Source organism: Geodermatophilus sp. Leaf369, from assembly GCF_001424455.1.
GTDB lineage: Bacteria > Actinomycetota > Actinomycetes > Mycobacteriales > Geodermatophilaceae > Klenkia.
In genome coordinates this window covers 323,011-348,710 of the sequence record NZ_LMQA01000003.1, presented here as the reverse complement: position 1 = coordinate 348,710, position 25,700 = coordinate 323,011, and the positions used below count along the sequence as shown (strand labels likewise).

Below are 25,700 nucleotides of genomic sequence, written 5' to 3'. Positions count from 1 at the left end.
TCGGGTGGGCAACGGGTCAGGGGGCGGGCGGTGCGGTGAGCACCTGACCCGGGAGCAGCACGTCGGGATCGGGGCCGATCACGTCGGCGTTGGCCTGGTGCCACGCCGCCACCGCCGCAGCCACGGAGCCGGTCGTCGGTGGGGTGCCTCCGGACCGGGCGGTCAGCCAGGCCTCCGCCACGTCCCAGAGGCAGTCGCCCCGCAGCACCACGTGGTCCTCCGCCGACGGGGCGGTGGGCCAGTCGGGCACCGGGGCGGGTGGATCGGCCGTCGACCAGTCGGGGACGGCGTCGGCGATGGCCGTCGCGACCGGGGTCGCCGATGCGACCCCCGCCGGTAGGAGCACGGCACCGGTCGCCAGCGAGAGGCCGACGGCGACGGCCGCCGCCCGCCGGGCACCGGCGGGGAGCAGCACCAGCAGCGCGACGGCGGCCACCCGGCCGGCGACCCCGGGCACCGCGGTGAGACCGGTGAGGACCAGGCCGAGCAGACCCCAGGCCCAGCACGCCGCGGCGAGCACCCAGGCGAGGACGACGACGAGGACGTCGGACCCCCGGGTGTCGACCAGCTGCTGGGGACCGGCCAGCACGGCGTCCACCAGCGCTCGGTCGGGGGCCAGCAGGGCGAGCAGCACCCCCGTGCCGGCCATGGCCAGCGTCGTCGTCGCCCAGCGTCGCACCGTCACGTCGTCCTCCTCGGTCGTCGACACTGAACACGCTCAACGACAGCAAACGCAACCAAATGCATGAACCTGTGGACAGCTACCCTCGCCGGTGTGCGGTGGGAGCAGCTGTTCGCGGACCTGCAGGCGCAGTTCGACGCCGAGGAGTCCGCCGCGGAGCGGGCCGAGGACGCCTCACGCGCCCGGGCCGCGGTGGGGCGGCTCCGGTGGCTCGACCGGTTCGGTGGCGCCCGCGGGCACGAGGTCGGACTGACCTGTACCGGCGCCGGGGAGGTGTCGGGTCGGGTGGCCGACCTCGGACCGGACTGGGTGCTGCTGGTCGACGAGCGCAGCCGCGAGCACCTGGTGGCGACCGCCGGCGTCTGCGCCCTGGTCGGGCTGGGAGCGGCGACCGCCGCCCCGGCGGACGACGGTCCCGTGGCCCGGGCCTGGGACCTGCGCCGGGCGGTGCGCGCACTGGCCCGGGACCGGGCGCCGCTGCAGTGCGTGCTGGTCGACGGCAGCGTGCTCACCGGGACCGTCGACCGGGTCGGCGCGGACTACTTCGAGCTCGCCGAGCACCCCGCCGACGAGCCGCGACGTCGGGCCGCCGTCCGTCAGGTGCGGACGGTCGTGCTCACCGCTCTGGCCGTCGTGTCACCGGCGGTGTCGTCCCGGGGCTGAGCGCCCCGTCCGTCACGAGGTGCGGGCGTCCTCGTCGTCCGCCGACACCGGGGGAGGAGTGCTCCCGCGGGCCTCGGCGTACTTCTGGGCGATGAACCGCTCGAGCTCCTCGTTCTCCACCCGCCACTGGCCCCGGCCGCCGATCTGGATGGCGATGAGGTCCTTGCGGCGGACCAACGCGTAGGCCTGCGACCACGACACGTTGAGGATCTCCGCGACGTCGTCGAGGGTCAGGAAGCGCTGGGTGGCCACGGTGTCGGTCGTCTCCCTCGTGAGGTGGCCCCAGTCTGGCACCCCGGGCGGTGACCCCGTCGGGGCAGTCCACACCCGCAGCTGTGGACAAGCAGAGCGCTCGTCCGGTCTCCTACGTCATCATCTGCGTCCGACCGGGCCCAGTGGGGCGCGTGGGACGACGGGGAGCGGCATGGCCACGGGGACAGGCACGAGCAGGGACGGCGTGTCCGCGGCCGCGCCACCGGACGGCCCCGTCCCACGCCGGGTGCGGCCACCCCGCTGGCTGGACCTGCGGCTGGTCCTGGGCGTGCTGCTCGTGCTGGGTTCTGTCGTGGTCGGTGCCCGGGTGGTCACCGCCGCCGACGCCACGGTGCCGGTCTGGGCCGCCTCGGGTGACCTGGCGGCGGGGACCGTCCTGACCGAGGAGGACCTGGTGGCCACCTCCGTCCGGCTCGACGACGCTGCCGCGGCCTACCTCTCGACCACGACGCGCCCCTCCGGTCAGGTGCTCGGCCGGGCGGTCTCGGCGGGGGAGCTGCTCCCGCGGGCCGCCCTGGAACCCGGCTCGGACCTCGTGCAGCTCGCCCTCCCCGTCCAGGCCGGCTACGTGCCGCCCAGCCTGGCCCGCGGGCAGCTGGTCGACGTCTACGCCGTCGCCGACCCCGCTGCCGGGGCGGGCGTCGTCAGCGGCGACGTCGACCTCGTGGTCGGCGGCGCGCCCGTGCAGGCGGTGTCCGGTCGGGGGGAGGGCGTGCTGTCCACCGCGACCACGACGGTCCAGGTGGTCGTCGCGGTCCGGGCCGACGACGCCCAGGACGTGCTGTCCGCCATCGGCGGCCGGGCGCTGGTCGTCGTGGTCCGCGAGTCCGCCGAGGGCCCGGTGACCGCGACCCCGGGGTCGACGGCCCCGACCACGGCACCGGCCACGGCCGGGCCGACCGGCTGATGGCGCTGCAGGTCTTCACCGCGGTCACCGGCGCGGCCTGGGAGTCCGAGCTGGTCGGTGAGCTCGACCGGGCCGACCACGGGGTCACGGTCGTCCGGCGGTGCGTCGACATCGGTGACCTGCTCGCGGCCGCCGCCACCGGGACCGGGCAGGCCGCGCTGCTGTCGGCCGAACTCCGTCGCCTCGACGGCGACGCGGTGGCCCGGCTGCTCGCCGCCGGGGTCGCGGTGGTCGGGCTGGTCGAACCCGGTGACCGCACCGGGGCCGACCGGCTCCGCCAGCTCGGCGTCTCCCGGGTGCTCCCTGCCGACGCCGACGCCGCCCAGATCGCCCGCGCCCTGCGCGAGGCGGTCAGCGGGGTGCCTGCCACCGGCCACGACGTCGGTGACCCGCGCGCCGCGCTGCCCGTCCTGGGCCTGCCGGAGGACCCGGCGGACCGGCCCACCGGGCGCGGGCGGGTCGTCGCGGTGTGGGGGCCGACCGGGGCGCCGGGCCGGACGACGGTCGCGGTGAGCGTGGCCGACGAGACCGCCCGGCTCGGGGTGTCCACCCTGCTGGTGGACGCCGACGTCTACGGCGGGGTGGTCGCGCAGGTGCTCGGGCTGCTCGACGAGTCCCCCGGCATCGCCGCGGCGGCCCGGCTGGCCTCGGCCGGCACCCTCGACGTCCCCGGGCTGGCCCGGACGGCGTGGGCGGTGGCGCCGCAGCTGCGGGTGCTGACGGGGTTGTCCCGGGCCGACCGCTGGCCCGAGGTCCGGCCGCAGTCGGTGGAGACGCTCCTCGAGCAGGCCCGGCGGCTGTCGGCGCTGACCGTCGTCGACTGCGCGTTCTGCGTGGAGGAGGACGAGGAGCTGTCCTTCGACACGGCCGCCCCGCGCCGCAACGGCGCGACGGTGGCGGTCCTGGAGCGGGCCGACACCGTGCTGTGCGTGAGCGGTGCCGACCCGGTCGCGCTGCAGCGCACCGTCCGCGCCCTGGGGCAGCTGCGCGAGGTGCTGCCCGACGTCACCCCGGTGGTCGTCGTCAACCAGGTCCGCCGGGGGCCGGTGCCCGGAGACCCCGAGCAGGAGATCGCCACCGCGCTCAGCCGGTTCGCCGGCATCCGCGTGGGGGCCTTCCTGCCCGCCGACAGGCGGGCGGCCGACGCGGCCCTCGCCGCCGGCCGCACCCTCGCCGAGGTCGCCGAGCGCTCCCCGCTGCGGGTTGCCCTGCGCACCCTGGCCGCCGAGCTGGCCGAGGTGCCCGCGCCGACCCGTCGGGGACTGCGGCGACGTCGCTGAACCCGGTGGTCCCCGGTCGGGTGTCCCCCTCGCGCCCGCGGCCGTAGCGTGGGCCACCTCACCGGGAGGAGCACCGTGGTCGATCGCCTCACCTCGCTTGACGCGTCGTTCCTGTACCTCGAGGAACCCGACACGCCCATGCACGTCGCGGGCGTCCTGGTGCTCGAGTCCCCCCGCGGTGGGCTCGACCACGAGGACCTCGTGGACCTGGTGCGTTCCCGCCTGCCGCTGGTGCCCCGGTTCCGGCAGCGGGTCGTCGAGGTGCCCGGGCACCTGGCCAACCCGGCCTGGGTGGACGACCCGGACTTCGACGTGACCTACCACGTGCGCCGCTCCGCACTGCCCCGCCCGGGCTCGGAGGAGCAGCTCCTGGACCTCGTCGCCCGGCTCACCGCCCGACCGCTGGACCACAGCCGGCCGCTGTGGGAGATGTACCTGGTCGAGGGGCTGGCCGACGACCGGATCGCGGTGGTCACCAAGACCCACCCCGCCCTGGTCGACGGCCTGGGCGCCATCGACATCGGGCAGGTGATCCTGGACGACGTCCCGGTGCTCGCCGACCGGCCGGCCCCGGTCGACGACTGGCGCCCGCGGCGCCCCCCGGGGTCGGTGGAGCTGGTGTGGGAGGCCGTCGAGGAGTACGTGCAGCGCCCCACCGCGGTCCTGGACACCCTCCGGACGGCCACCGGTGACGTGCGGACCACGGCCGGTCGGCTGCTCGGCACGGCCGGCTCGGTGCTGTCGGCCCTGGCCCGCACCACGGTGCGCCCGGCCCCCACCAGCCCGCTCAACGGCGCGGTGGGTCGCCAGCGGCGCGTTGCCGTCGCCCGGGCCGATCTCGACGACCTCAAGACCGTCCGCAAGGCCCTCGGCGGCACGGTCAACGACGTGCTCCTGGCCACGATCACCGGCGCGCTGCGCGAGTGGCTGCTGTCCCGGGGAGAGCCGGTCATCGGCTCCACCTCCATCCGGGCGCTGGTGCCTGTGTCGGTGCGCCCGGAGTCCGGGGACGGGGAGTTCGAGGCCGGCACCCGCGTGTCCTCCTTCCTCCTGGACCTCCCGGTGGGGGAGCCCAACCCCCGTGTCCGGCTGGCCCGGATCGGCTACGCCATGCGCGGTGCCTCCCAGCAGGGCCAGTCGGTGGGCGCCTCTGCGCTGGTCGCGCTGTCGGGCTTCGCGCCCCCGACGCTGCACGCCCTGGGCGCCCGGGCGGCCAGCGGGCTGTCCCGGCGGCTGTTCAACCTGCTCATCACGAACGTGCCCGGTCCTCAGGTGCCGCTCTACGCCGCCGGCGCCCGGATGCTGGAGGTCTTCCCGGTCGTCCCGCTGGCGCGCGGACAGGGTCTGTCGATCGGGCTGACCAGCTACGACGGCACCGTCTACGTCGGGCTCAACGCCGACCGGGACGGCGTGAGCGACGTCGACGTGCTCGCCGACCTGATCGAGCAGGAGGTCGCCGCCCTCGTCGAGGCGGTCCGCTGAGGTCGCGTCTCCCGGGTGCGGGAGACTGGGCCCATGCGCGTCTACCTGCCGGCGACCACGAACCTCCTGCGCCAGCTGCTCGACGAGGGCCGGCTGGCCGGGCCGCACACCGTCTTCGCGGTCACTCCCGAGCTGCGCGGCTTCTACGACCTGGACGCCGACGACGAGGAGCTGGAGTACGCCGCCCTGCTCGGCGCGGCACGGGCCAGCCTCCGCCTGGTCGACGTCGACCCGGGGTCGCACCGGCGCCGCGTGGTGCTGGCCGCCGACGTGCCCGACGCAGCGGTTACGCCCCTGGACGACCCCGACACCGACCGGGGTGCCGCTCGGGCCGAGGTCGAGCTCACCCTCGCCGAGATCGCCAGCGCGCACATCGACGTGGCCGAGGCCGAGGACGACGTCCGGCGGGCCGTGGGCGTGGTGCTGGAGGCCGACCTGGGCAGCGAGGACGCGCAGTTCGTGGTCGACCAGGCCGAGGGCCACGAGCTCGCCTGGTACGCCACCCAGGAGATCGGGCCGGTGCTCGACCTGCTCTGACCCGTCACGGGGCACGGTGCCGGCCCTCGGGTCCCGGGGGCTCGGGGGGCTCGGAGGGCGTGGTCTGCCGGGCGACCTGCACCCGCACGGGCCCCCCTCCCAGCACGGCCCACCCCGAGCCGGGCCGCGGTGGCAGGGGCGCCCGGGGCAGGCGCAGGCCCAGCAGCTCGGCGTCCCCGCGGGCCGGGCGCAGCAGCAGGACCGTCCGCGAGCGGCGCAGGGCCACGGCGGGCCCCCGGAAGGCCGTGGCCAGGTCCGCGGTGCCCCCGGACACCACGGGCAGCACCGACCCGCCGGGTCGGCCGAGCGTCCCCAGCAGGTCGGCGGTGGCGTCCGGGAGCACCGGCAGGTCGTCGACCACGACCACCCCCGGGCGTCCACCGAGTCCGTCCGCCCAGTCCCGCAGGCAGTCCACGTCGTCGGGCCGGAGCCCGGTGCAGCCCCCGGGGGTCCGGCCGCCACGCGGGGAACACCACGCGACGTCGCTCCCCGCGCCGGCCAGCCGGGTGGCGAGCGCGAGCAGCGTCGTCGTCCGGCCGCTGCCCGGTGGCCCGGCGACCAGGAGTCCGCCCGTGGCCGCGAGGTCGAGGACCACTGGGTCGCCCTCGTCGCCTCCGGGGCCCAGCGCCACCGCCGTGGCCGGACGTCGTCCCCGCTGCAGGGTCAGCACGGGGTCGGCGGGCAGCTCCACGACCCGGACGGGTGCCCGGCCCCGGTCGGTGACCGGCGGCGGCCAGGAGGTGGGCAGCGGGCGGGGCGCGGCCAGCTGCACCTCGGTGGCGTCCTCGCCCAGCAGCGCCCGCCCCGGGGGCCGGTGCCCGGGGACCAGACGGACCGGGACACCCACCGCCGCGTAGTCGGACCGGTCGCCCAGGGGCAGCACCAGCCGGGCCCCGACCGCACCGGCCCACCTGCTGCCGGGCACGACCCGGTCGGTGGTCAGCACGCAGGTCAGCCCGACGGCCGCGCCGTCCCGGACCAGCCGCAGGAGCAGGGTGCCCCCGCTGCCTGGCTCGACCTCCTCCAGCGCCGCCACGACGGAGTCCAGGCCGTCCACCAGCAGCAGGACCGCGGGGGGCTCGCCGGCCGTCGTACGCCGGCGGTCGACCTCCTCCTGCAGGCGGGTGACCAGGCGGAGCAGCCGGTGCCCGTGCTCTCGACCCAGTGCCGTCCCGGTGTGCGGCACGGACCCGGCCAGAGCCGTCAGGGCCCCGCCGCCGTGGTCGACCACGTGCACGTGCAGCTGGTCCGGCCCCAGGGAGGTCACGGCCTCGCCCAGCAGGGTGCGCAGCGCGGTGGTGCGGCCGCTGCCCGGGCCCCCGACGACCAGCCAGCCGCCGCCCGCCAGGTCCACGGTCAACGGCTCCTGGCGCTGCAGGTCGGGCCGGTCGACGAGCCCCCAGGCCACGTGGCGGGGCCCGGCGGCGGTGAGGTCGGCGGCCGCCACCCGGTCGGGCAGCGGTGGCAGCCAGGGCCGGTCCGGGCGCGTGACCCCGGCCGCCTCGGCCCGGGCGACGAGCTCGGCGACGCACCGGGCGAGGTCGGTCTCCCCGCCCTCGTCGCGCGCGGTCGGGTCGGGCCGGGGACCGGGGGGCCACGACCACGGGGTGACCCGCACGCGGTCTCCGAGGTCCGCCGCGGGGGTCGCCACCCGGGCCACCTGCACGGGCACGACGTCCTCCGAGCCCGTCCGCAGCAGGGCGCGCCCCGGTCGGTCGACCGGGAGCAGTGCGGCGTCCGGCACGCCGAGCACGTCCCGGGAGCCGGCCTCGTCGGTGGTGCGCAGGCACAGCCGCAGCGTGCAGTTGGCCCGGATCTCCGGGCTGACCACCCCGGCCGGCCGCTGGGTGGCCAGCACCAGGTGCAGTCCGAGCGAGCGGCCGCGTTGGGCGATGCCGACCAGGCCCGTGACGAAGCCGGGCAGGTCCTCGGTGAGGGTGGCGAACTCGTCGACGACGATGACGAGACGGGCCAGCGCGACGCCGGGGGGCAGCTGGGCCAGGTCGCGGACCCCGTGCTCGGCGAGCACCCGTTCGCGCCGGGTGAGCTCGGCCCCCAGTGAGCGCAGGGCGCGGGCGGTGGACGGGCCGTCGAGGTCGGTGAGCACGCCCACGGTGTGCGGCAGCAGGGCGGCCTCGGCGAAGGCGGCCCCGCCCTTGTAGTCCACGAGCAGGAAGCTGCACCGGTCCGGCGGGTGGGCGGTGGCCAGACCCAGCACCAGGGTGCGCAGCAGCTCGGACTTCCCCGACCCGGTGGTGCCGGCCACCAGGGCGTGCGGGCCCTGGGCGCACAGGTCCACGGTCACCGGTCCGTCCACCCCGGTGCCCAGGGTGGCGGTCAGGGAGGTCCGGTCGCCCGACCACGGTGCGCCGGCGTCGGTGAGGTCGCGCCACCGGACGTCGGCGGGGAGGCCTCCTGACTCCGGTGGGCAGTCCAGCGGCGCCAGGTCGCGGGCCAGGGCCGCCGCGACGTCCGCCGAGGTCGCGTCCAGCAGCAGGGGCTGGTCGGGGGCGGCAGGACGGGTCAGGCGGCCACCGCTGCCGGTCTCCCCGGTCACCTGCAGCAGGGCGGTGCCGTCACCGTCCAGGGGTGTGGGACCTGCCGCGAGGACCAGGCAGCTGACCCCGGCGGCCCGGGCGGCGCGCACCCGGGCGGTGAGGGCCTCGTCGAGCGGGGCGTCCACGACGAGCAGCTGCCGGTGGCCGACGGTCCCGCTCGTGGGACCCACGAGGTGCGGCAGCCACCGGGTCCAGCGCCAGTCGTGGGCCCGGTCGGGGGAGGTGACCAGCGCCAGCGTCACGGTGCGGGGCGGGTGCAGGGCGACCACCTGACCTACCACCGACCGGGCCACGCCCAGCACCGGGTCCCGGGGCCCGCGCACGGTGAGTCCGCCGGTCCGCAGGTCGACGGTGACCGGCAGGGCCTCGGCGGTCACCGGCACGCCCGGAGAGCCGGCGGGCTGCCGGAGCACCCGGGTGGGCCCCGGCCCCACCCCGAGCCGGACGACGAGCAGACACGGGTCGGTGGCCGAGCGGCTCCACAACGGCGCGCACCGGCGGCGGGCGGCGGTCGTCGCGGTGGCCGGGTCGGGGACGGTCGCCTCCCGGGCCGTGACCTCGAGCTCCACCGCCGCCGCGAGCGCACGCTCGACCTCGACCAGGGCGACGGCGTGCTCGGCGACCGCCCGCCGGTGACCCCGGCGACCGGACACCCGGTCGGACAGCCAGCTGCCGAGCGCGACGACCGGGCTGAGGAGCGCGAAGAAGAGGAAGTGTGGCGCCGAGAGGGCCCAGGCCATCACCACCCCACCGACCGCGGGCAACGCGATGGCCACCCAGGCCAGTGCCCGGCGGGAGCGCTCGGGCGGCTCGGCGGGTTCGGCGACGGTCACCTCACCGGGGAGCGGGGGTGGCACCCGGCCGGCCGGGTGCACCGCCCACCGTCCACCCGGCGCGGGCCGGAGGTCGACGGGAGAGCCGGTCGCGGCACTCAGGCACAGCGTGCTGGAGCCGATCCGCAGCCGGGCGCCCAGTGGCCACGGGGTGTCGCCGTCGACCGTGGTGCTGCCGGCGGCCAGCGCGGTGCCGTTCGCCGAGCCGAGGTCGCCGACCAGCACAGCCGTCGTCCCGGCGCTGACGCGGACGTGGGCGCGGGAGACGTCGGGGTCGGCCAGGGCCAGTCCGCAGGACCGGCTGCGACCCACGGTCACGGGTTCTCGGCCCAGGGGCAGGGTGCGGCCGGCGTCCGGACCGCCCACCACGTGCAGCTCCACCGCGGAGCCGCCGGCCGCGGGCCGGGGACCGGGGCGGCCCAGGCCCAACCGGGCCCCGTGGTGGAGTGCCGGGTCGGTCAGCGGGGTGGCCGGGTCCAACCGGTCCGACCCCGACCACAACCCGTCCGCGCCCGCGCCGGGCAACCCGGCGGGCACCGCGGCCGGGAGGGCGTGGAGGACCTCGGCCACCGTGGCCGTCCCCGGCGCGCGGACCTCGACGTCGACCTGCACGCCCCCTGCGCCGTGCAGGGTCCAGCTCCGGTGCGCCGGGCGGTCCGGCGGCACCGGCGCGGGATCGGCAGGGGTCGGTGACACGGGGGCACTGTCACCCGGGACGGGGTCGCGTGGGGGCGCCGACGGACATCTGTGGACAGCGCCCCGGCCTGTGGACGGCCGGGCCCGCCGGGTCGTCGTCCGACCTAGCGTCCTGGACCGACCGGGAGGTGCCCGGACCAGGAGGAGGAACCGTGAAGGTCGACATCACCACCCTGCAGGCCATGTCCGCGCAGTGCCGGGGGGAGGCCGCCGACCAGTCGTCCCGGCTGGGCACGCTCTCGGCGAGCATCAACTCCGGCGTCACCGACGGGTGGAGCGACAGCCAGGCCGCGCAGCAGTTCAGCGCGCTCTACGAGCAGTGGCGGGCCTCCAGCCAGAGCGTCAGCGACTCGCTGACCGGCATGGGCACCCTGCTGTCCGACGTCGCGACCGCCTACCAGCAGCACGAGGCCGACATGGCCGCCCGGATCGGGGCGATGATCTGACCCCCGTACCGGCGGGGGCGGTCAGCCGGTGCGGTCCGGTGGTCCGGTGACACCGTCCCCGTCGGCGGCACCGGCGGGGGCGGGTGTCCGCCGGGCCGCCAGCCCGGCGCGGGCGCCACGCAGTCGCTCCCACGGCAGGATCGACAGGATCGCGATGCAGTGCGGCAGGAAGATGATGCCGACGCCGGCGTAGACCATCACGTGGAAGCCGAGCAGGAACAGCACGAGCGCGGCCCGGGCACGGTCCGAGCGCACCAGCAGCATCAACGGCGAGGCGAACTCGAAGGCAAGCATCAGCCACTGCGCGGTGGGCAGCAGCCAGGCCACGTCCAGGGTCCACAGTGAGAGGTCGGTGCCGCGGCGGAGCACGGCCCGGGTCAGCGTGGAGCCGGTGGCCCAGTCCCAGCCGCCGAAGCGCATCTTCGCCCAGGCAGCGAGGAAGTAGGTGAGCATCACGGTGACCAGGACGGCGGCCGCCCCGAACCCCGCGGCCTCCGAGGAGCGTCGGTCCTTCCACCGGGCGCGGCCGATGGTGGGCAGCACGGCGAGGGCGACGAGGAAGGCGATCCGGTCGTGGTCGACCTTGCCGTAGCTCATCGCGATGACCATCCACTCCGCGTAGAGCAGGAAGACCGCCCAGCCCAGGAGCCGGGGTGCCTTCCCGCTCGCGGCGGCGAGAGCGGCGAGCACGAGCGCCCACTGCACGACCAGGACGACGGTGTGCGTGGGGGTGGGCAGGTGCAGCAGCCGACCGATGACCAGCGGTTGGTAGAACTCGGTCGGCACGTCGGCGTGCGCGCGCACCCAGGCGGTGGTGAGGAAGACGTCGACCGGGATGAACAAGTAGGCGATCACCCGGAAGACCGCGATCCGGGCCAGCGGCACCGGGCGGAACCACCAGCGGGGGGTCAGCGGGACGGCGGCGGCGGTCTCGGGCCGGTCGGTCACGGCGGTGCCGGCGCTGCGGGTCACGCGGCACCGTCCAGGTCGAAGGAGACCAGCACGTCGTCGGTGAAGGCGCCGGTGCGGGCGCCGTCCACGAGCTCGAAGCGACGCTGCACGACCTCGACCGACACCAGGTCCGGCCCGCCGGGGTTCGCGGTCTCGTAGGACTCGGCGACCAGACCGAGCAGGGACGGGTCGTCGACGAGGCGGGGGAGCTGGCCCTCGAACTCCGCGCGGCGCAGGCCCACCTCGCCACCGGAGAGCCGGACCTCCTCGCCCTCGGCGGTCAGCCCGACGACCCGGGTGGACACCACGGGGGCGTCGGGTGCGGCCCGGGTGGAGTACATCCGGAACGGGCCGAAGGGGAACTCGGAGTCGTCGCCCCAGACGCTGCCGGCCAGCAGCAGTGCCAGGACCAGGGCGGCGGCGGCCAGCCGACCACGGCGGCCGGCGGCCGAGAGCCGCTCGACCTCCGGCGGGGCCGTCACCTCGGGCGCGGACTGGAGGGTCACCGGCCCATCGTAGGATCGCCGCCACGTCCGACCCGGTCCGTGACCGGTGCGGCGCCCCTCCAACCTGCGTCAACGACGACACCGGGAGCAGATCCGTGCAGTTCGGCCGGTACTACGAGGAGTTCGAGGTCGGTGCGGTCTACAAGCACTGGCCCGGGAAGACGGTCACCGAGTACGACGACCATCTGTTCTGCCTGATCACGATGAACCACCACCCGCTGCACCTGGACAGCCACTTCGCGGGCGAGACCACCGACTTCGGGAAGAACGTGGTGGTCGGCAACTACGTCTACTCGTTGCTGCTCGGGATGAGCGTCCCCGACGTCAGCGGCAAGGCCATCGCCAACCTGGAGGTCGAGTCGCTCAAGCACGTGGCGCCGACCTTCCACGGGGACACGGTCTACGGCGAGACGACCGTGCTGGACAAGAAGGAGTCGACGTCCAAGGACGACCGGGGTGTCGTGCACGTGGAGACGATCGGCTACAAGCAGGACGGCACCGTGGTCTGCGTGTTCCGGCGCAAGGTCATGATCCCCAAGCGCTCCTACGGTGAGGCGCGCGGCGGCGAGCAGCCCGGTCGTCCGGAGCCGGTGCGCCGCTAGCAGCGGGGGAGCAGGCCCCACCCGTCCAGGGTGGCGACCAGCCCGGGCGTGCAGCGCAGGGAACCCAGGGTGGCCCGGTCGACGAACGCGGCGTCCGTCGCGTCGTCACCGGCCACCGGGTGGGCGTCGGGGTCGGTCGGGGTGCAGACGAGGTCGACGACCTCGTAGACCGGCGCGTGCGCCGGGACGAGCACCCGGCCGGCCTCGGGCCCGGCGACCACGGTCAGCCCGGTCTCCTCGGCGACCTCCCGGACGACGGCGGCGGCCAGGTCCTCCCCGGCCTCGACCCGCCCCCCGGGCACCGACCAGGCCCCGGCGTCGGGGTCGTTGGCCCGCCGCACGACCAGCAACCGGCCGCGCCGGTCGAACACGATCCCCCCGACACACGCCACCAACCCCGTCACGACGGCGACGCTAACGGTGACCGGATGGAACGGCCCCGCCGCCGGGCCCCGCCGCGAGCCTGCGAGTGGTGGGGGGCGACGGGGTCCTTCTCTTGACGAGGTGGCCCCGGGGTTGGACGGTTGCCCGGATGAGCGCGAGCCCGGTGTGTCCGCGGTGTGGTGAGGTCCTCGTCGTCCGGCCCGGGTCGGACCAGGCGTGGTGCCACCTGCACGCCGCGGTGACCCCGCTGCACCACACGCCGGTGCTCGACCACGCGACGATCTCGGCGGTGACGGTGGACGCCCGGGTCCCGGCCTGGGTCCCGGACCCGATGCCGGAGGGCTGGGCGGTGACCGGGCTGGCCTGGGGCGGCGAGCCCGGTGCGCGGGGGATCGTCGTGGACTGCGCCGGCCCCGCCCCGCTCGGTGGCCAGGCGGAGGTCGTGCTGGTCGCGGAGGAGCCGGGCACCGGGTTGGGTGCCGGGTACGCCGGGCTGCCCTGGCTGGACCCCGGGGAGCTGGTCGCCGGGCCGTCGTCGGCCGCGGTGCAGGCGGCCGGTCAGCGGGCGGCCCTGTGGGAGGTGCCGACCAGCGACGACCGGGCGGTGTTCGTGGGGGAGGCGTTCGGCGTCTGGTTGTGGCTGGTGACCTGGCCGGCGTCGGCGGCCTGGCTGCTGGCCGAGGACCTGGTGCTGGTCGACCTGCGCGACCGGGTGCTGCCGACGCTGCCGCTGGGTCCGCCGTCCGACCACCTCCTGCCCGGGTCGTGACGACGCGCCGCACGGCGTGGCGCCCGCGTGACGCGTGCGTCGCGTGTTACTCATGTGGCGCGGTCCTTCCCCGACCGTGCCGACGCCCCGGCGTCTGCCCACCCCCTCTGACGGAGGTGACGGTGTGAACCTCAAGAAGGTCCTCACCTGGCTCGTCGTCGCCTTCGTGCTGTTCTACGTGATCCAGCAGCCGGAGAACTCGGCGGACATCGTGCGCAACGCCGGCACCGCCCTCGGGGACGCCGCGTCCTCGCTGGCGTCCTTCGTCGGCTCGCTGGTCTGACCGCGGGGTCGGCCCCGTGACGGGCACCGAGCGCCGCACCCGCGCGAGCAAGGACGCCGACAAGTACCTGCTGCCCGACGAGCACGCCGTCGTCGCGGCCAGGCGGCACTGGGCCGTCCTGGTCCGCCCGGCCGTGCGCGGCGTCCCTGCGCTGCTGGCCGGGCTGTGGGTGCTGCAGGTCGACCCGGACAACCGCTTCACCGCCACGGTGGGGCTGGTCGTCACCGTGGTCGCGCTGGTCTACCTGGCCGTGTACGTGGTCGAGTGGCGGGTCCGGCAGTTCCTGGTGACCGACCGCCGGGTGCTGATGACCAGCGGGGTGCTGGTGCGCACCGTGGCGATGATGCCGCTGCGCCGGGTCACCGACCTGACCTACCAGGAGACCCCGGTGGGGCAGGTGCTCGGCTACGGCACGTTCCGCTTCGAGTCGGCCGGGCAGGACCAGGCGCTCTCCCGGATCACCTACCTGCCCGACGCCACCGACCTCTACGACCGGATCACCGGGCTGCTGTTCCCGGCCGGCGGTCGGCGTGGGGACGACGAGGAGGGCGGTGGCCCGACGGGCGGTCCGCCGCCCCGGGCCGAGACGTCCGATCCGTACCACCGGGTCGACACCGCCCCGATCCCCGGGTACCGCAACCCCAAGCGCTGAGCGGCGGCGGCGCCGCGGGTGTCGGACCCGTGCGGCAGGCTGACCGGTGATGCGCATCGACCTGCACACCCACTCGGCGGTCTCCGACGGCACCGACACCCCCACCGGCGTCGTGCAGGCGGCCGCGGCGGCCGGTCTGGACGTCGTCGCCCTCACCGACCACGACACCACCGACGGCTGGGCCGAGGCGATCGCGGCCGCGCCGTCCGGGCTGACCGTCGTCCCCGGCACCGAGCTGTCCTGCCGCTGGTTCCCGGCCGACGAGCCGCCGATCAGCGTGCACCTGCTGGCCTACCTGTTCGACCCCGACGCCCCCGAGCTGGCGGCCGAGCGGCAGCGGCTGCGCGAGGAGCGGCTCAGCCGCGGCGAACGGATCGTCACCGCGCTGGCGGCCGACGGGCACCCGATCAGCTGGGCGCGGCTCGTCGAGCGCAGCGCCGGGGGCGTGGTGGGCCGCCCGCACGTCGCCCGGGCCCTGGTCGACGCCGGGGTGGTCGGCTCGGTGGACGAGGCCTTCGCCGGCCTCCTGCACCACACCAGCCCGTACTACGTGGCCAAGGCCGACACCGACGTCCTCGAGGGGATCGCCCTGGTGCGCGCCGCCGGTGGCGTGCCGGTGTTCGCACACGGGCTGGCCCGCTCCCGCGGCCGGATCGTCGGCGACGAGGCGATCGCCGCGATGGCCGGGGCCGGGCTCCTGGGTCTGGAGGTCGACCACCCCGACCACGTGCCGGCCGACCGTGACCTGCTGCGGGGCCTTGCCGCCGACCTGGACCTGCTGACCACCGGGTCCAGCGACTACCACGGCAGCAACAAGAGGACCCCGATCGCGGCCTGCACCACCGACCCCGAGCAGTACGCCCGGCTGGTGTCCCTGGGCACCGGCAGCGCCCCGGCGACCGCGTGAGCCAGCTGGCCTTCGAGCTGCCCGAGCCGCTGTTCACCGCCACCCCCAGCAAGCTGGCCGCCCACGACACCTGCCCCCGGCGCTACCGGTTCGGCTACGTCGACCGCCCCACCCCACCGCAGTCGATGCCGCGGGTGAACGCGTCGGTCGGGGCCGCGGTGCACGCCGCGCTGCGGTCCTGGTGGGAGCTGCCGGTGGCCGAGCGCACCCCGGCGTCGGCCCGGCGGCTGCTGGACCGGCACTGGACGACGGTCACCGCCGTGGAGGCCCCCGACGCCGAGGAGTGGCGCACCCGGGCCGCCGGGTGGGTCGAGGAGCACGTCGCCGGGCTGGACCCGGCCGATCCTCCGCTGGCCACCGAGCGCCAGGTCACGGTGACGACGGGGACGCTGAGCGTCTCGGGCCGGGTGGACCGCATCGACGAGCGCGGCGCGGAGCTGGTCGTCGTGGACTACAAGACCGGTCGCCGGCCGAGCACCGAGGCCGAGGCGGCGGACTCCCAGGCGCTGGCGCTGTACGTCCTCGGCGTCCGGCGCACGTTCCGTCGTCCCTGCACCCGGGTGGAGCTGCACCACCTGCCCACCGCGACCGTGGCGGCCTTCGAGCACACCCCGGAGACCCTCGCCGGGCACGTGGAGCGGGCCGAGGCCACCGCCCGGGCGGCCACCGCGGCGACGGCCGCCGTCGAGGCCGGGGCGGACCCTGACACCGCGTTCCCGGTCGTCACCGGGCAGCACTGCGCGGGGTGCCCGTTCCGTCGGTCCTGCCCCGAGGGGCGGGCCGCGCTGCGCGGGTGAGTCAGGCGACCACGGGTGTGCCGACGGCGACGCGTTCGCGGGCGGCGCGCAGCGTCGGGTTCTCCCGGACCCGGGTCGGCAGCGCCAGGGTGGTGCGCCGGAAGGCCCGCGCCGCGGCGGTGGTGGCCGGCTCGGTGAGGGCGAGGGCCGGCAGGCCGTACATCGACCGGGCCCACCGGGGCAGCGTGGCCACGCCCAGGGAGGCCAGCCCGGCCCACGCCGGGCGGGCGGGGGTCAGCACCTGCACCCAGCCGGGCATCGGGGGCACCAGGATGAAGCGCAGGGCGTCCTTGGCGGGGTCGGTGAGCGCGAGCTCGGGCCGGACCCGCTCGAAGTAGGCGGCGAGCTCGGCCACCGAGGAGGGCACCGTGCCGGGGGTGCAGCCGATCAGCTCGCCGGCCACCACCTGCTCGGCCACGTAGGCGTCGCAGTCGGCGTCGGTGAGCGGCACGCCGGAGCGGCGGGCCACCGAGAGCAGCGAGTCGACCTCGCAGGCGTGCACCCACAGCAGCAGGTCCGGGTCGTCGACGTTGTAGGCGCGACCGGTGGTCGGTTCGACGTCGGACTTGCCGCGGTGCACCCCGCGGACGGCCCGGACGGCGCGCAGGGCCTCCCGGCGGGTGCCGAAGGTCAGCGTGGCCACGTACTCGGCGGTGCGGGTGAGCCGGGCCCACGGCTCGGTCTGGAAGCCGACCGAGAACCGGGAGACCCCGCCCATCGCGACCGGGTGCAGCGCCTGCAGCAGCAGGGCACGCAGGCCACCGACGGAGTAGCTGGGGTCGGCGTGGATCCGCCAGGTGATCGAGTCCGGGCCGAAGAAGCCGGCCAGGTCCTGCGCGGGGGTGACGTCCCTGATCGAGGTCACGCGTCGGCCTCCTGGTGGGTGCGGGCCGGGACGGCGGCCCAGAAGTCGTCCAGCACCCGCACCGTCTGCGCGGGCACCTCGATCGCCGGGGAGTGCACGGAGCCGGTGAGCACCTCGTGCCGGGCACCGAGCCGGCGGGCCATGTCGGTCTGCGCGGCCGGGGTCCAGGCGTCGTCGGCGTCGCCGTGCGCGACCAGCACCGGGACGCCGGTGGCGGCCAGCTCGGCCACCCGGTCGGGCTCCTCGGTCATGGCCGCGGCCATCCCGGTGAGGCCGGCCTCGGTGTTGGCCAGGAACCGGGTGGCCAGGAACTCCCGGACGGCGACCGGGACGTCCTGCGACCGGGGGTCGGTGAGGGCCAGCTGCTCCAGCGTCTCGTGCACCAGCCGCACCCCGCCGGCCGCCAGGAGCGGCGCGAGGTGCTCGAGCAGCTCGGCGCGCGGGCCGGTGAGACCGGCCGGACCACTGGCCAGCAGGGTGAGGGAGTCGACGAGCCCGGGGTCGGCGACCACCGCGGCACGGGCCACGATGCCGCCGAAGCTGTGGCCGAGCAGGTGCAGCGGGGCGTCGGGGCCCTCCTCGCGGAGCACCCGGGCCACGCCGAGGAGGTCCGCGGCCAGCAGGTCGACGGTGTAGGCCTCCGGGTCGTCCGGCCCGGGGGACTCGTACTGCCCACGCTGGTCGAGGACCACGACCCGCCAGCCGGCCGCCGACAGGGGGGCCAGCAGCGGGGCGAAGTCCTCCTTCGTGCCGGTGAACCCGGCGATCATGAGGACCGTGCCGCGGGCGCCGGCACCGGTGTCCAGCGCGGCAAGCGGACCGGCGCCCCCGGGGAAGGACACCGGCGCGGCGTCGTAACGGGTCAGCTGGCGCAGGTCGTCGGGCGCTGTCTCTTCGGAGCCGCCGGGGAGCATGCGTCGATTGTGCGCCCGCGTCAGCGGTAGGCGGTGACCTGCTCCGCCGTGGCCAGGACGACGGTCGAGCCCACCACGGCAGCGCGGCCACCGACCGGGGCGCCGGTGGGCGCCGTGGAGCGGGACACCTCGTCCCCGGTGGCGAGCTGGCGGCGGACGAACGCGCCGTCCTCGGGGACCAGCACGGCACCGTCCGGGGTCTTGCCGCCCTCGTCCACCGCCGGCAGGCCCACCGCCGGCAGGGACCAGCGCAGCGCGCCGGTGGTCGCGTCCAGCACCAGGACGGTGCTGCGGGCCCACACGAGCACCGCGTCGTCAGTCCCGGCCTGCTGGAGCGGTCCGTCGCCTCCGGCGGCCGGCAGCGGGACGTCCTGCAGCGTCGTCCCGTCGGCGGGGGAGAGGGCCTGCAGGGCGTCGCCGGCGACGACCCCGACCAGCCGGTCGGCACCGGTGAGCCGGGCCTCGGGGACGCCGAGGTCGCGGCTCCACAGCTGGGTGCCGTCGATCCCGTCGAACAGGACCGCGCTGCTGGCGTCCTCCCCGCAGCGCTGGAGCACGGCCACCCCGGAGCTGCCCACGACGGCGTCGGTGAGCCGACACCCCTCGGGCACCTCGTAGCGCCAGCGGGTGCCGTTGCCGATCGGGTCGACGGTGGCCACGCCCCCGGCGCTGCGGGCCAGCACGATCCCCTGGGTGCTCGACAGCGTCGCGTCGGCGGCGAACCCGGCGGAGCGGTACCAGGTGCGCACGCCGGTCCCCGCGTCGAAGGCGACCATCTCGTTGCACCGGCCGCCGGTGGAGAACAGCGCGACGACCCGGTCGGAGACCGTGGTGACGCCGCAGAGCCGGGCGTTGCTGCGGGTGTAGCGCCACGCCTCGTCCCCGGTGGCCGGGTCGAGCACCCGGAAGCCGTCGTCCTGGGCCAGCACCGCCCGGCCGGACTCGACGGCCCGGTCGGGTGCCGGTCCGGTCGGGGTGGTCGTCCAGGCGACGGCCAGCTCGGCAGCCGGACTGCCGCTGGCGACCGCGGGCTCGCCCGCGGTGGTGCTGGTGGTGGCCGCGGCGTCCGAGCCGCGCCAGAGCAGGCCGGCGACGACGACCACCGCGAGGGCGGCCGCCGTCCAGACCCAGACCCGCAGCGGCGGGCGCCGCAGCCGGCTCACGCCGGTGCGACGAGGAGCCGACCTGCCATCAGGCTGCGGACTCCGAGCCGCCACCGCCGCGGTTGGCCCCGCCCCGGCGGCGGCGACGCCGCGGCTTGGTGGTGCCGTCCCCGGAGGGGGCCTCGCTGGAGGAGCCGGCGGCCGAGCCCTCGACGGCAGGACCGTCGCTGGCGGCGGCCGCACCGGCTGCTGCCTCGCCGTTGCCCCGGGTGCGTCGGCGCGGACGGCTCTTGGCCGGGCCCACCGACGGGGCCTCGTCCTCGCCCACGGTCTCCCGGCCCGGGCCCGAACGACCGCCGGCCTGCGAGCGGCCGCCACGGTCACCACCACGGTCCCGGTCGCCGGCCTTCTGCCGCTTGCCGGTCTCGCCGAGGTCCTCGAGGGTCTCGCCGCCCAGGCCCTCGCGGGTGCGCTGGGCGCGGGGGAGGCGGCCGGTCGCCGTCGTCGGCACGTCGAGGTCGGTGTAGACCCACGGCGAGGTGGAGTACGTCTCCGGCGGGTCGGTGAAGTCCAGGCCCAGGGCCTTGTTGATCAGCTGCCAGCGGGGGATGTCGTCCCAGTCGACCAGGGTGACGGCGACGCCGGTGCTGCCGGCCCGGCCGGTGCGCCCGATCCGGTGCACGTAGGTCTTCTCGTCCTCGGGGCACTGGTAGTTCACGACGTGGCTGACGCCGGTGACGTCGATGCCGCGGGCGGCGACGTCGGTGGCGACCAGGACGTCGACCTTGCCGGCCCGGAAGGCCCGCAGCGCCTGCTCGCGGGCGCCCTGCCCCAGGTCGCCGTGCACCGCGGCGGCGGCGAAGCCGCGCTCGACGAGGTCGTCGGAGACCTTCTGGGCGGTGCGCTTGGTGCGGCAGAACACCATCACCAGACCGCGGTCGCGGGACTGCAGCACCCGGGACAGCAGCTCGGGCTTGTCCAGGTTGTGCGCCCGGTAGATGTACTGCGTGGTCTGGGGGACCGTCGAGCCCTCGTCGTTGCCGTGCGCCCGGATGTGCGTGGGCTGGGACATGAACGACCGGGACAGCGTGACGATCGGGCCGGGCATGGTGGCCGAGAAGAGCATCGTCTGCCGCTTGTCCGGGACCATCGCCAGGATCCGCTCGATGTCGGGGAGGAACCCGAGGTCGAGCATCTCGTCGGCCTCGTCGAGGACGAGCACCTTGACCTTGCCCAGGATCAGGTGGCCCTGCTGGGCGAGGTCGAGCAGCCGGCCGGGGGTGCCCACGACGATCTCGACGCCGGCCTGCAGCGCCGAGACCTGGGGCTCGAAGGCCCGGCCGCCGTAGATGGCCTGCACCCGGATGCCGCGCTTGGCACCGGCGGCACCGAGGTCACGGGAGACCTGCACGCACAGCTCACGGGTGGGGACGACGACCAGCGCCTGCGGCACCCCGTCGCCGCCCTCGGCCGGCGGGGAGACCCGCTGGAGCATGGGGACGCCGAACCCCAGCGTCTTGCCGGTGCCGGTGCGGGCCTGCCCGATGAGGTCGTTGCCGGCCAGGGCGAGCGGGAGGGTCAGCTCCTGGATGGCGAAGGTGCGGGTGATGCCGTTCTCGGCCAGTGCCGCGACGACGTCGGGGTGCACGTCGAAGTCGCTGAACAGCGGCGCGTCGGGCGGGACGGGGGCGCCGCCCAGCTCGTCGATCTGGGCCTCGAGCTGCTCGGGGGCGGGGGCGCCGGTCTCGGCGTGCTCCAGCTCCGGGGCGCTCACGGCGGTCTGGTCGGTGTCTTGTCGGCTGGAGGTCAGTGGTCTCGCCTCGGTCTGGTGGGGGACCGGCGCATCGGCGGCGCCGACGCTGCACGGTCCCGGTCGGTTCCGGGATCTGGGTCCAGCGCCGACGCGGCCAGCAGACCCGGACGTCGTGGTGGACGGCCCGAGGAGACCGACCTCGGTGCCCTGGGGAGGGCCCCGGCGGTCGTCGTCCGGCGGTCGTCAGCGCACACGGAGAGCGAGCCGTGCGGCCCGCCGGACGCCATCCTAGCGCGGGATACGGTGCGCACCGGTCCTGAGCGTCGCCCGCGGGGCGCCGTCCCCCGTCCGGGGGAGGACCCGTCGACCACCAGGAGGGCCCCACCCGTGAGCAGCCCCGTCGAGCCCGACGACCACGTGCGGCCGGTCGTGGACCTGCTCGGGGTTTTGTCCTACGCCGAGCTGACCGCCTTCGACCGGCTGGCCGAGGACGCCCGGCTGGCACCCACGCTGGAGGGCCGCTCGGCGCTGGCCCGGATGGCCGCGGCCGAGATCGCGCACCACGAGCGGCTCTCGGCCCGGCTGGTCGAGCTGGGGGTCTCCCCGGCCGCGGCCATGGCGCCCTTCGTCGCCCCGCTGGACGCCTTCCACGACTCCACCCGGGCCGGCACCTGGCTCGAGGGCCTGGTCAAGGCGCACGTGGGGGACGGGCTGGCGACGGACTTCTACCGCGAGGTGGCCGCGTTCCTGCCCACCGCCGACCGGGACCTGGTGCTGGAGGTGCTCGCCGACACCGGGCACGCCGACTTCGCCGTCCGCGAGGTGCGCGCCGCGATCGCCGCCGACCGCACCGTCGCCGGCCGGCTGGCGCTCTGGGCCCGGCGGCTGGTGGGCGAGGCCCTCACCCAGTCGCAGGTGGTCATCGCCGAGCGCGACGGTCTCGCCGAGCTGATCATCGCGGGCACGGGCTCGCTGGCCGGCGTGGGTGAGCTGCTCCAGCGGATCATGGCCGCGCACACCGAGCGGATGCAGGCCCTCGGCCTGAACACCTGAGGGCGGCCCCGGACGGGACCGCCCCCAGGGAGGACTCGCGGCCCTGTGGGCCGCGCCGCTCAGTTGCCGGCGATGAAGCCGACGCGACGGCTGTCGGCCTCGGCGATCTCGACGTAGGCGATCTTGTTCGTGGGGACGACGACCCGGCGGCCGCGCTCGTCGACCAGCGTCAGCAGGCCGTCGTCACTGGAGGACATGGCCGCCGACACCTCCGCCGCGATCTCGTCCGGGGTCTTCGGGCTGTCGATGACCAGCTCGCGGGGGGAGTGTTGGACACCGATCTTGACTTCCACGCTGGAGATGCCTCCTCTGGTCGGGCGGCCTCGTCTGGCTGCTGCCCGCGACGCTAGTCGAGCGCGGGGGCCGCAGCCGCCTGGTGGGGTGCGCCCAGAGCGAACGGGCTCAGCGGGTGGGGGTGGGGTGGTCGTCGTCCCCGATGCGCGGGAAGCCGGAGATGCCCCGCCAGGCCAGCGAGCTCATCAGCGCGACGGCCTCGTCGCGGGACACCGTGCCCTTGCGGGGGAGCCACCAGCGCGCGCTGGTCTCCAGCAGCCCGGTCATGCCCGAGGCGAGCAGCTGGGCGCGCTCGGTGTCCACCCCGGTGTCGGCGGCGATGACCTCGGCGATGGCCTCGACGCAGGCCCGGGCGCCCTGGTCGACGAGGCGGCGCACCTCGTCGTCGTTGCGCAGGTCGGACTCGAAGACCAGCCGGAAGGCCTCGCCGTCGGCGTCGATGAAGTCGAAGTAGGCACCGACCGCGCCGTCGACCCGGGTGCGGTTGTCGTCGGTGCCGCTCATCGCCTGCCGGACCTGCGCGGCCAGCTCGCCGACCTGCTGCTCCAGCAGGGCCAGGTACAGCTCCCGCTTGCCGGGGAAGTGCTGGTAGAGCACCGGCTTGCTGACCCCGGCCCGGTCGGCGATGTCGTCCATGGCCGCGGCGTGGAACCCCTGCGCCACGAAGACCTCCTGCGCGGCGCGCAGGAGCTGCAGGCGGCGCGCACCCCGCGGCAGGCGGGAGGTGCGGCGGGCCGCGACAGCGGGGCCGGCGGGCGGGGAGCTCGGGCGCGAGGGGTGCATGGCCCGGCAGATGTTACCGGCGGGTTCGGTACCCGGTGGTCCGAGTGCGGAGGTGGTCTACCGTCGCCGCCGTGCCCGACGCCCGGCCGGCCCCGGAGGCCACCCGTGCCCCCGCGAGTGCCCCGTCGACGGGGGAGCCCCGCCCCGCCGTGCTCTCGACCACCCGGATGCGCCGGTTGCGGCCCTTCGTCCCCGCCTGGCCCGGCGAGCAGGTGCCGGCCGACGGCGGCACCGTCTTCCTGCGCCACACCCCGTGGACCGGCCCGGTCGACGGGGCCGCCGACGGTGCCCCGCACGAGCGGGCGCTCTACGTGCACGGCCTCGGTGGTGCGTCGACGAACTGGACGGACCTGGCAGCCCTGCTGGCGGTGCGGCTGGAGGGCTTCTCGGTGGACCTGCCCGGTTTCGGGCAGTCCGAGCCGCCCCGCGGCGGGTACGCCATCGCCCGGCACGTGCGCGCCGTCGTCGCCGTCCTCGAGCACGTGCGCGACCTGCCCGGGCCGGGGCGGGGCGAGCCGGTGCACCTGCTGGGCAACTCCCTGGGCGGGTTGGTGAGCCTGCTGGTCGCCGTCCGGCGCCCGGACCTGATCGCCACGCTCACCCTGGTCTCCCCGGCGATGCCGGTCTACCGGGTGCCGCCGGCCTTCGACCGGGCCATCGCCCTGCTGCTGCTGCCCGGCATCCCCACGCTGGCCGAGCGGCGGGTGTCGGTGGGCACCCCCGAGCAGCGGGTCCGCGGGATCCTGGCGATGTGCTTCGGCGACCCGGCGCGGGTGCCGAAGGCGCGGTACGACGAGGCGGTGGAGGAGATGCGGCTGCGGGACTCCCAGCCGTGGGCCGACCGCGCGTTGACCCGCAGCATGCGCGGGCTGATGACCTCCTACCTGCGGGTCGGCCGGGCCAACGCCTGGCGGGCCGCCCGTGCCGTCGCCGTCCCGACGGTGGTGGTGTGGGGGGCGGAGGACAAGCTGGTCGACCCCCGGATGGCCCCGAGGCTGGCGGCGGCGTTGCCCGACGCGCGCCTGCAGGTGCAGCCCGGGGTCGGGCACGTGGCGATGACCGAGGCACCCGAGGACACCGCCCGCGCCGTGCTCGGGCTGATCGAGGAGACCGCCGAGCGGGGTCGCTGAGGCGGGTGGGACGGGACGGTCCGACACGACCGGGGCCGACCGTGCGCTCGACCGGGTGGCCCGGTGGCCGTGAGAGCCTCACCGCCGTGACCCGTCCGGACCACGACCCCCAGCGGCCTGCCGGCCCCGGGGCGGGCTCCGGACGCGACCGCCCGCTCGTGGGCCCCCGGCCCAGCCCGCCCCGCGGTGCCCGGCGCTCCCGCCCGTCGCAGCCGGTGCCTCGCCCCGGCCCCCTGGTGGCCCGGCGCGACCCGCTCGTCACCCGCCGCGGCACCGGAGGCGGTAGGCCCGCGACCGGGTGGTTCGCCCGGTTCGCCGCGCGCTGGGGCTGGCGGGCCTACGCCGTGCCGCTGTTGGCGGTGCTGACCGTGCTGGCGCTCGTCGACGTCGCCGTCACCGGCACCGGGCAGGCCGACTCCGACCCGGGGACGACGGCGGCCGGCTCGGCGGCGCCGGTCTCCTCTCGTGCCGCCCCCGCCACGACCGCGCCGGAGGTCACCGCCGAGCCCGCGCCCGCCGAGGGCGACGCCGGTCCCACCGACCTCCCCGCCACCACCGGCCCGGCCAGCTACGTCGAGCAGGGCACCGGCACGGTGACGGTCGTCGACGGCAGCTCGGCGGTGTACGGCAGCGGACCGCTGGAGCGCTTCGTCGTCGAGGTCGAGGACGGCATCCAGGTCGACGGCCCGGGCTTCGCCGCCGCGGTCGAGGCCACGCTCGGCGACCCCCGGTCCTGGGGCTCCGGTGGGGCCATGAGCTTCCAGCGGGTGGGCGCCGCGGAGGCCGCCGCGGGGGAGTACGACTTCCGGGTCAGCCTGGTCAGCCCGGGCAGCATGGAGACCTACTGCCCCGGTGTGGGCACCGGGGGCTACACGTCCTGCCGGTACGGCGAGCGTGCGGTGATCAACCTCGCCCGCTGGGAGACCGCCGTCCCCGACTACGGCGGTGACATCGCCACCTACCGGCAGTACGTGGTCAACCACGAGGTCGGGCACGCCCTGGGCAACGGCCACCAGCCCTGCCCCGGCGCCGGGCAGCTCGCCCCGGTCATGCAGCAGCAGACCCTGGGCCTGGAGGGCTGCCAGAAGAACGCCTGGCCGTTCCCCTAGCTGGAGGGCCCGGTGAGCTCGATCGCGATGCCGTCGGGGTCGAAGAAGGCCAGGTGGGACGCGCCCATCGCGGTGCGCACCGGTCCGTGCGGCACCCCCACCTCGTCGAAGAAGGCTGCCGCCTGCTCGAGCTCGGCGTGGGTGTCCACGGCCAGGCTGAGGTGGTCCAGGCCCACCCGGAAGGGGTCGAAGCGGTCGCCGGCCCGCTCGGCGTCCACCGGCCGCAGCCCGATCCGGACCCCCCGGCCGGCCATCACGACCCCGCCCTGCAGGGCCTCGGCGACCGTCCCGTCGTCGTCCTCGGGCGGCCCGCCGACGGCGGTCTCGAAGCCGCAGACGTCGGTCCAGAACGCCTGCGCGCGGGGGACGTCGGTGACGGTCAGGCGGATGTGGGTGGGCGCGCCCGGGCGCAGCGGGGAGGGGCTGGTCACGGCGCCCATGGTGCGGCGCCGGAGGGGTCTGCGCTGGGTGGGAAGAGGGGCACCTGC

General features: G+C 76.3%; 28 protein-coding genes. 15 read left to right on the top strand and 13 right to left on the bottom strand.

Annotated features, from left to right (window positions below):
- Nucleotides 1-16: 16 nt before the first annotated feature.
- Nucleotides 17-685, bottom strand: a complete 669-nt coding sequence (locus tag ASG36_RS16025; protein ID WP_055766347.1) for a hypothetical protein — start codon at nucleotides 683-685, stop codon at nucleotides 17-19.
- A 90-nt stretch (nucleotides 686-775) separates the two neighbouring features.
- On the opposite strand from ASG36_RS16025, the gene ASG36_RS16020 reads away from it, so the two are divergent.
- A complete protein-coding gene (locus tag ASG36_RS16020; protein ID WP_055766019.1) occupies nucleotides 776-1,345 on the top strand; it encodes a hypothetical protein in 570 nt (189 codons plus the stop codon).
- Between the two features lie 12 nt (nucleotides 1,346-1,357).
- On the opposite strand, the gene ASG36_RS16015 is transcribed toward ASG36_RS16020, so the two are convergent.
- Nucleotides 1,358-1,597, bottom strand: a complete 240-nt coding sequence (locus ASG36_RS16015; RefSeq protein ID WP_055766344.1) for a helix-turn-helix domain-containing protein — start codon at nucleotides 1,595-1,597, stop codon at nucleotides 1,358-1,360.
- A 172-nt stretch (nucleotides 1,598-1,769) separates the two neighbouring features.
- Here ASG36_RS16015 and ASG36_RS16010 point away from each other — a divergent pair, with 172 nt between their 5' ends.
- The 4 genes from ASG36_RS16010 (at nucleotide 1,770) to ASG36_RS15995 (ending at nucleotide 5,824) form a co-directional block, all read left to right on the top strand.
- Entirely contained in the window at nucleotides 1,770-2,525 is a 756-nt protein-coding gene (locus ASG36_RS16010; protein ID WP_055766015.1) for an SAF domain-containing protein, read from the top strand.
- Entirely contained in the window at nucleotides 2,525-3,805 is a 1,281-nt protein-coding gene (locus ASG36_RS16005) for a chromosome partitioning protein (RefSeq protein ID WP_055766012.1), read from the top strand. Before ASG36_RS16010 ends, ASG36_RS16005 begins: the two co-directional genes overlap by 1 nt.
- 75 nt (nucleotides 3,806-3,880) lie before the next feature.
- Complete coding sequence (locus ASG36_RS16000; RefSeq protein WP_055766009.1) at nucleotides 3,881-5,287, top strand: wax ester/triacylglycerol synthase family O-acyltransferase; 1,407 nt, start codon at nucleotides 3,881-3,883, stop codon at nucleotides 5,285-5,287.
- Nucleotides 5,288-5,320: 33 nt separating this feature from the next.
- Nucleotides 5,321-5,824 carry a hypothetical protein gene (locus ASG36_RS15995; protein WP_055766005.1) on the top strand — a complete coding sequence of 168 codons (504 nt, stop codon included), beginning with the start codon at nucleotides 5,321-5,323 and terminating at the stop codon, nucleotides 5,822-5,824.
- Nucleotides 5,825-5,828: 4 nt separating this feature from the next.
- Here ASG36_RS15995 and ASG36_RS15990 read toward each other — a convergent pair whose 3' ends face one another.
- Nucleotides 5,829-9,911 carry an FtsK/SpoIIIE domain-containing protein gene (locus ASG36_RS15990; RefSeq protein ID WP_157498851.1) on the bottom strand — a complete coding sequence of 1,361 codons (4,083 nt, stop codon included), beginning with the start codon at nucleotides 9,909-9,911 and terminating at the stop codon, nucleotides 5,829-5,831.
- A gap of 152 nt (nucleotides 9,912-10,063) precedes the next feature.
- Here ASG36_RS15990 and ASG36_RS15985 point away from each other — a divergent pair, with 152 nt between their 5' ends.
- Nucleotides 10,064-10,357, top strand: a complete 294-nt coding sequence (locus ASG36_RS15985; protein ID WP_055766000.1) for a WXG100 family type VII secretion target — start codon at nucleotides 10,064-10,066, stop codon at nucleotides 10,355-10,357.
- A 21-nt stretch (nucleotides 10,358-10,378) separates the two neighbouring features.
- Here the strand turns inward: ASG36_RS15985 and ASG36_RS15980 are convergent, their stop codons facing one another.
- Nucleotides 10,379-11,329 (bottom strand): MFS transporter permease, encoded by a 951-nt coding sequence (locus ASG36_RS15980; RefSeq protein WP_235495112.1) that lies wholly within the window; start codon nucleotides 11,327-11,329, stop codon nucleotides 10,379-10,381.
- Complete coding sequence (locus tag ASG36_RS15975; RefSeq protein WP_055765997.1) at nucleotides 11,326-11,814, bottom strand: hypothetical protein; 489 nt, start codon at nucleotides 11,812-11,814, stop codon at nucleotides 11,326-11,328. Before ASG36_RS15975 ends, ASG36_RS15980 begins: the two co-directional genes overlap by 4 nt.
- 95 nt (nucleotides 11,815-11,909) lie before the next feature.
- Here ASG36_RS15975 and ASG36_RS15970 point away from each other — a divergent pair, with 95 nt between their 5' ends.
- Nucleotides 11,910-12,416, top strand: coding sequence for a MaoC family dehydratase (locus ASG36_RS15970; RefSeq protein WP_055765995.1), 507 nt, complete (start codon nucleotides 11,910-11,912; stop codon nucleotides 12,414-12,416).
- Here the strand turns inward: ASG36_RS15970 and ASG36_RS15965 are convergent.
- The gene (locus ASG36_RS15965) at nucleotides 12,413-12,820 is read right to left on the bottom strand and encodes an NUDIX domain-containing protein (RefSeq protein ID WP_055765991.1); all 408 of its coding nucleotides are present in this window, start codon (nucleotides 12,818-12,820) and stop codon (nucleotides 12,413-12,415) included. The two genes, ASG36_RS15970 and ASG36_RS15965, sit on opposite strands and share 4 nt — an antisense overlap.
- A 128-nt stretch (nucleotides 12,821-12,948) precedes the next feature.
- Between ASG36_RS15965 and ASG36_RS15960 the strand changes: the two genes are divergently transcribed.
- From ASG36_RS15960 to ASG36_RS15945, 5 genes are all read left to right on the top strand, one after another.
- Entirely contained in the window at nucleotides 12,949-13,569 is a 621-nt protein-coding gene (locus tag ASG36_RS15960; protein ID WP_055765988.1) for a DUF6758 family protein, read from the top strand.
- A 124-nt stretch (nucleotides 13,570-13,693) separates the two neighbouring features.
- Complete coding sequence (locus ASG36_RS22375; protein WP_200944516.1) at nucleotides 13,694-13,852, top strand: hypothetical protein; 159 nt, start codon at nucleotides 13,694-13,696, stop codon at nucleotides 13,850-13,852.
- Nucleotides 13,853-13,868: 16 nt separating this feature from the next.
- A complete protein-coding gene (locus tag ASG36_RS15955) occupies nucleotides 13,869-14,504 on the top strand; it encodes a PH domain-containing protein (protein ID WP_055765986.1) in 636 nt (211 codons plus the stop codon).
- A gap of 49 nt (nucleotides 14,505-14,553) precedes the next feature.
- Nucleotides 14,554-15,411, top strand: a complete 858-nt coding sequence (locus tag ASG36_RS15950; protein WP_055765983.1) for a PHP domain-containing protein — start codon at nucleotides 14,554-14,556, stop codon at nucleotides 15,409-15,411.
- Nucleotides 15,408-16,208 carry a PD-(D/E)XK nuclease family protein gene (locus tag ASG36_RS15945; RefSeq protein ID WP_055765980.1) on the top strand — a complete coding sequence of 267 codons (801 nt, stop codon included), beginning with the start codon at nucleotides 15,408-15,410 and terminating at the stop codon, nucleotides 16,206-16,208. Before ASG36_RS15950 ends, ASG36_RS15945 begins: the two co-directional genes overlap by 4 nt.
- Nucleotide 16,209: 1 nt before the next feature.
- Here the strand turns inward: ASG36_RS15945 and ASG36_RS15940 are convergent, their stop codons facing one another.
- Genes ASG36_RS15940 through ASG36_RS15925 form a run of 4 tightly spaced genes read right to left on the bottom strand, consistent with a single transcriptional unit; the run spans nucleotide 16,210 to nucleotide 20,864 of the window.
- Nucleotides 16,210-17,073 carry an oxygenase MpaB family protein gene (locus tag ASG36_RS15940; RefSeq protein WP_055765979.1) on the bottom strand — a complete coding sequence of 288 codons (864 nt, stop codon included), beginning with the start codon at nucleotides 17,071-17,073 and terminating at the stop codon, nucleotides 16,210-16,212.
- Nucleotides 17,070-17,987, bottom strand: a complete 918-nt coding sequence (locus ASG36_RS15935) for an alpha/beta fold hydrolase (RefSeq protein ID WP_055765976.1) — start codon at nucleotides 17,985-17,987, stop codon at nucleotides 17,070-17,072. The genes ASG36_RS15940 and ASG36_RS15935 overlap by 4 nt, the downstream gene beginning before the upstream one ends.
- A gap of 20 nt (nucleotides 17,988-18,007) precedes the next feature.
- Complete coding sequence (locus tag ASG36_RS15930; RefSeq protein ID WP_235495110.1) at nucleotides 18,008-19,150, bottom strand: PQQ-binding-like beta-propeller repeat protein; 1,143 nt, start codon at nucleotides 19,148-19,150, stop codon at nucleotides 18,008-18,010.
- Between the two features lie 28 nt (nucleotides 19,151-19,178).
- The gene (locus tag ASG36_RS15925; protein ID WP_235495108.1) at nucleotides 19,179-20,864 is read right to left on the bottom strand and encodes a DEAD/DEAH box helicase; all 1,686 of its coding nucleotides are present in this window, start codon (nucleotides 20,862-20,864) and stop codon (nucleotides 19,179-19,181) included.
- Nucleotides 20,865-21,230: 366 nt separating this feature from the next.
- Between ASG36_RS15925 and ASG36_RS15920 the strand changes: the two genes are divergently transcribed.
- A complete protein-coding gene (locus ASG36_RS15920; RefSeq protein ID WP_082523193.1) occupies nucleotides 21,231-21,896 on the top strand; it encodes a ferritin-like fold-containing protein in 666 nt (221 codons plus the stop codon).
- Nucleotides 21,897-21,955: 59 nt separating this feature from the next.
- On the opposite strand, the gene ASG36_RS15915 is transcribed toward ASG36_RS15920, so the two are convergent.
- Entirely contained in the window at nucleotides 21,956-22,189 is a 234-nt protein-coding gene (locus ASG36_RS15915) for a DUF3107 domain-containing protein (protein WP_055765972.1), read from the bottom strand.
- A gap of 109 nt (nucleotides 22,190-22,298) precedes the next feature.
- On the bottom strand, nucleotides 22,299-22,973 hold the full coding sequence (locus tag ASG36_RS15910; RefSeq protein ID WP_055765968.1) for a TetR/AcrR family transcriptional regulator: 675 nt from the start codon (nucleotides 22,971-22,973) through the stop codon (nucleotides 22,299-22,301).
- 71 nt (nucleotides 22,974-23,044) lie between these two features.
- Between ASG36_RS15910 and ASG36_RS15905 the strand changes: the two genes are divergently transcribed.
- Together ASG36_RS15905 and ASG36_RS15900 are read left to right on the top strand one after the other, a co-directional pair.
- On the top strand, nucleotides 23,045-24,103 hold the full coding sequence (locus tag ASG36_RS15905) for an alpha/beta fold hydrolase (RefSeq protein ID WP_235495106.1): 1,059 nt from the start codon (nucleotides 23,045-23,047) through the stop codon (nucleotides 24,101-24,103).
- Nucleotides 24,104-24,318: 215 nt separating this feature from the next.
- The gene (locus tag ASG36_RS15900) at nucleotides 24,319-25,212 is read left to right on the top strand and encodes a DUF3152 domain-containing protein (protein WP_235495104.1); all 894 of its coding nucleotides are present in this window, start codon (nucleotides 24,319-24,321) and stop codon (nucleotides 25,210-25,212) included.
- Here the strand turns inward: ASG36_RS15900 and ASG36_RS15895 are convergent.
- Nucleotides 25,209-25,643 (bottom strand): VOC family protein, encoded by a 435-nt coding sequence (locus tag ASG36_RS15895; RefSeq protein ID WP_055765964.1) that lies wholly within the window; start codon nucleotides 25,641-25,643, stop codon nucleotides 25,209-25,211. The genes ASG36_RS15900 and ASG36_RS15895 overlap by 4 nt on opposite strands.
- Nucleotides 25,644-25,700 lie beyond the last annotated feature (57 nt).

Coding starts and splice junctions, on each gene's coding strand:
- ASG36_RS15935 (WP_055765976.1), bottom strand. CDS start 17,987: ATGCTCCCCGGCGGCTCCGAAGAGACAGCGCCCGACGACCTGCGCCAG.
- ASG36_RS16005 (WP_055766012.1), top strand. CDS start 2,525: ATGGCGCTGCAGGTCTTCACCGCGGTCACCGGCGCGGCCTGGGAGTCC.
- ASG36_RS15950 (WP_055765983.1), top strand. CDS start 14,554: ATGCGCATCGACCTGCACACCCACTCGGCGGTCTCCGACGGCACCGAC.
- ASG36_RS15910 (WP_055765968.1), bottom strand. CDS start 22,973: ATGCACCCCTCGCGCCCGAGCTCCCCGCCCGCCGGCCCCGCTGTCGCG.
- ASG36_RS15995 (WP_055766005.1), top strand. CDS start 5,321: ATGCGCGTCTACCTGCCGGCGACCACGAACCTCCTGCGCCAGCTGCTC.
- ASG36_RS16010 (WP_055766015.1), top strand. CDS start 1,770: ATGGCCACGGGGACAGGCACGAGCAGGGACGGCGTGTCCGCGGCCGCG.
- ASG36_RS15960 (WP_055765988.1), top strand. CDS start 12,949: ATGAGCGCGAGCCCGGTGTGTCCGCGGTGTGGTGAGGTCCTCGTCGTC.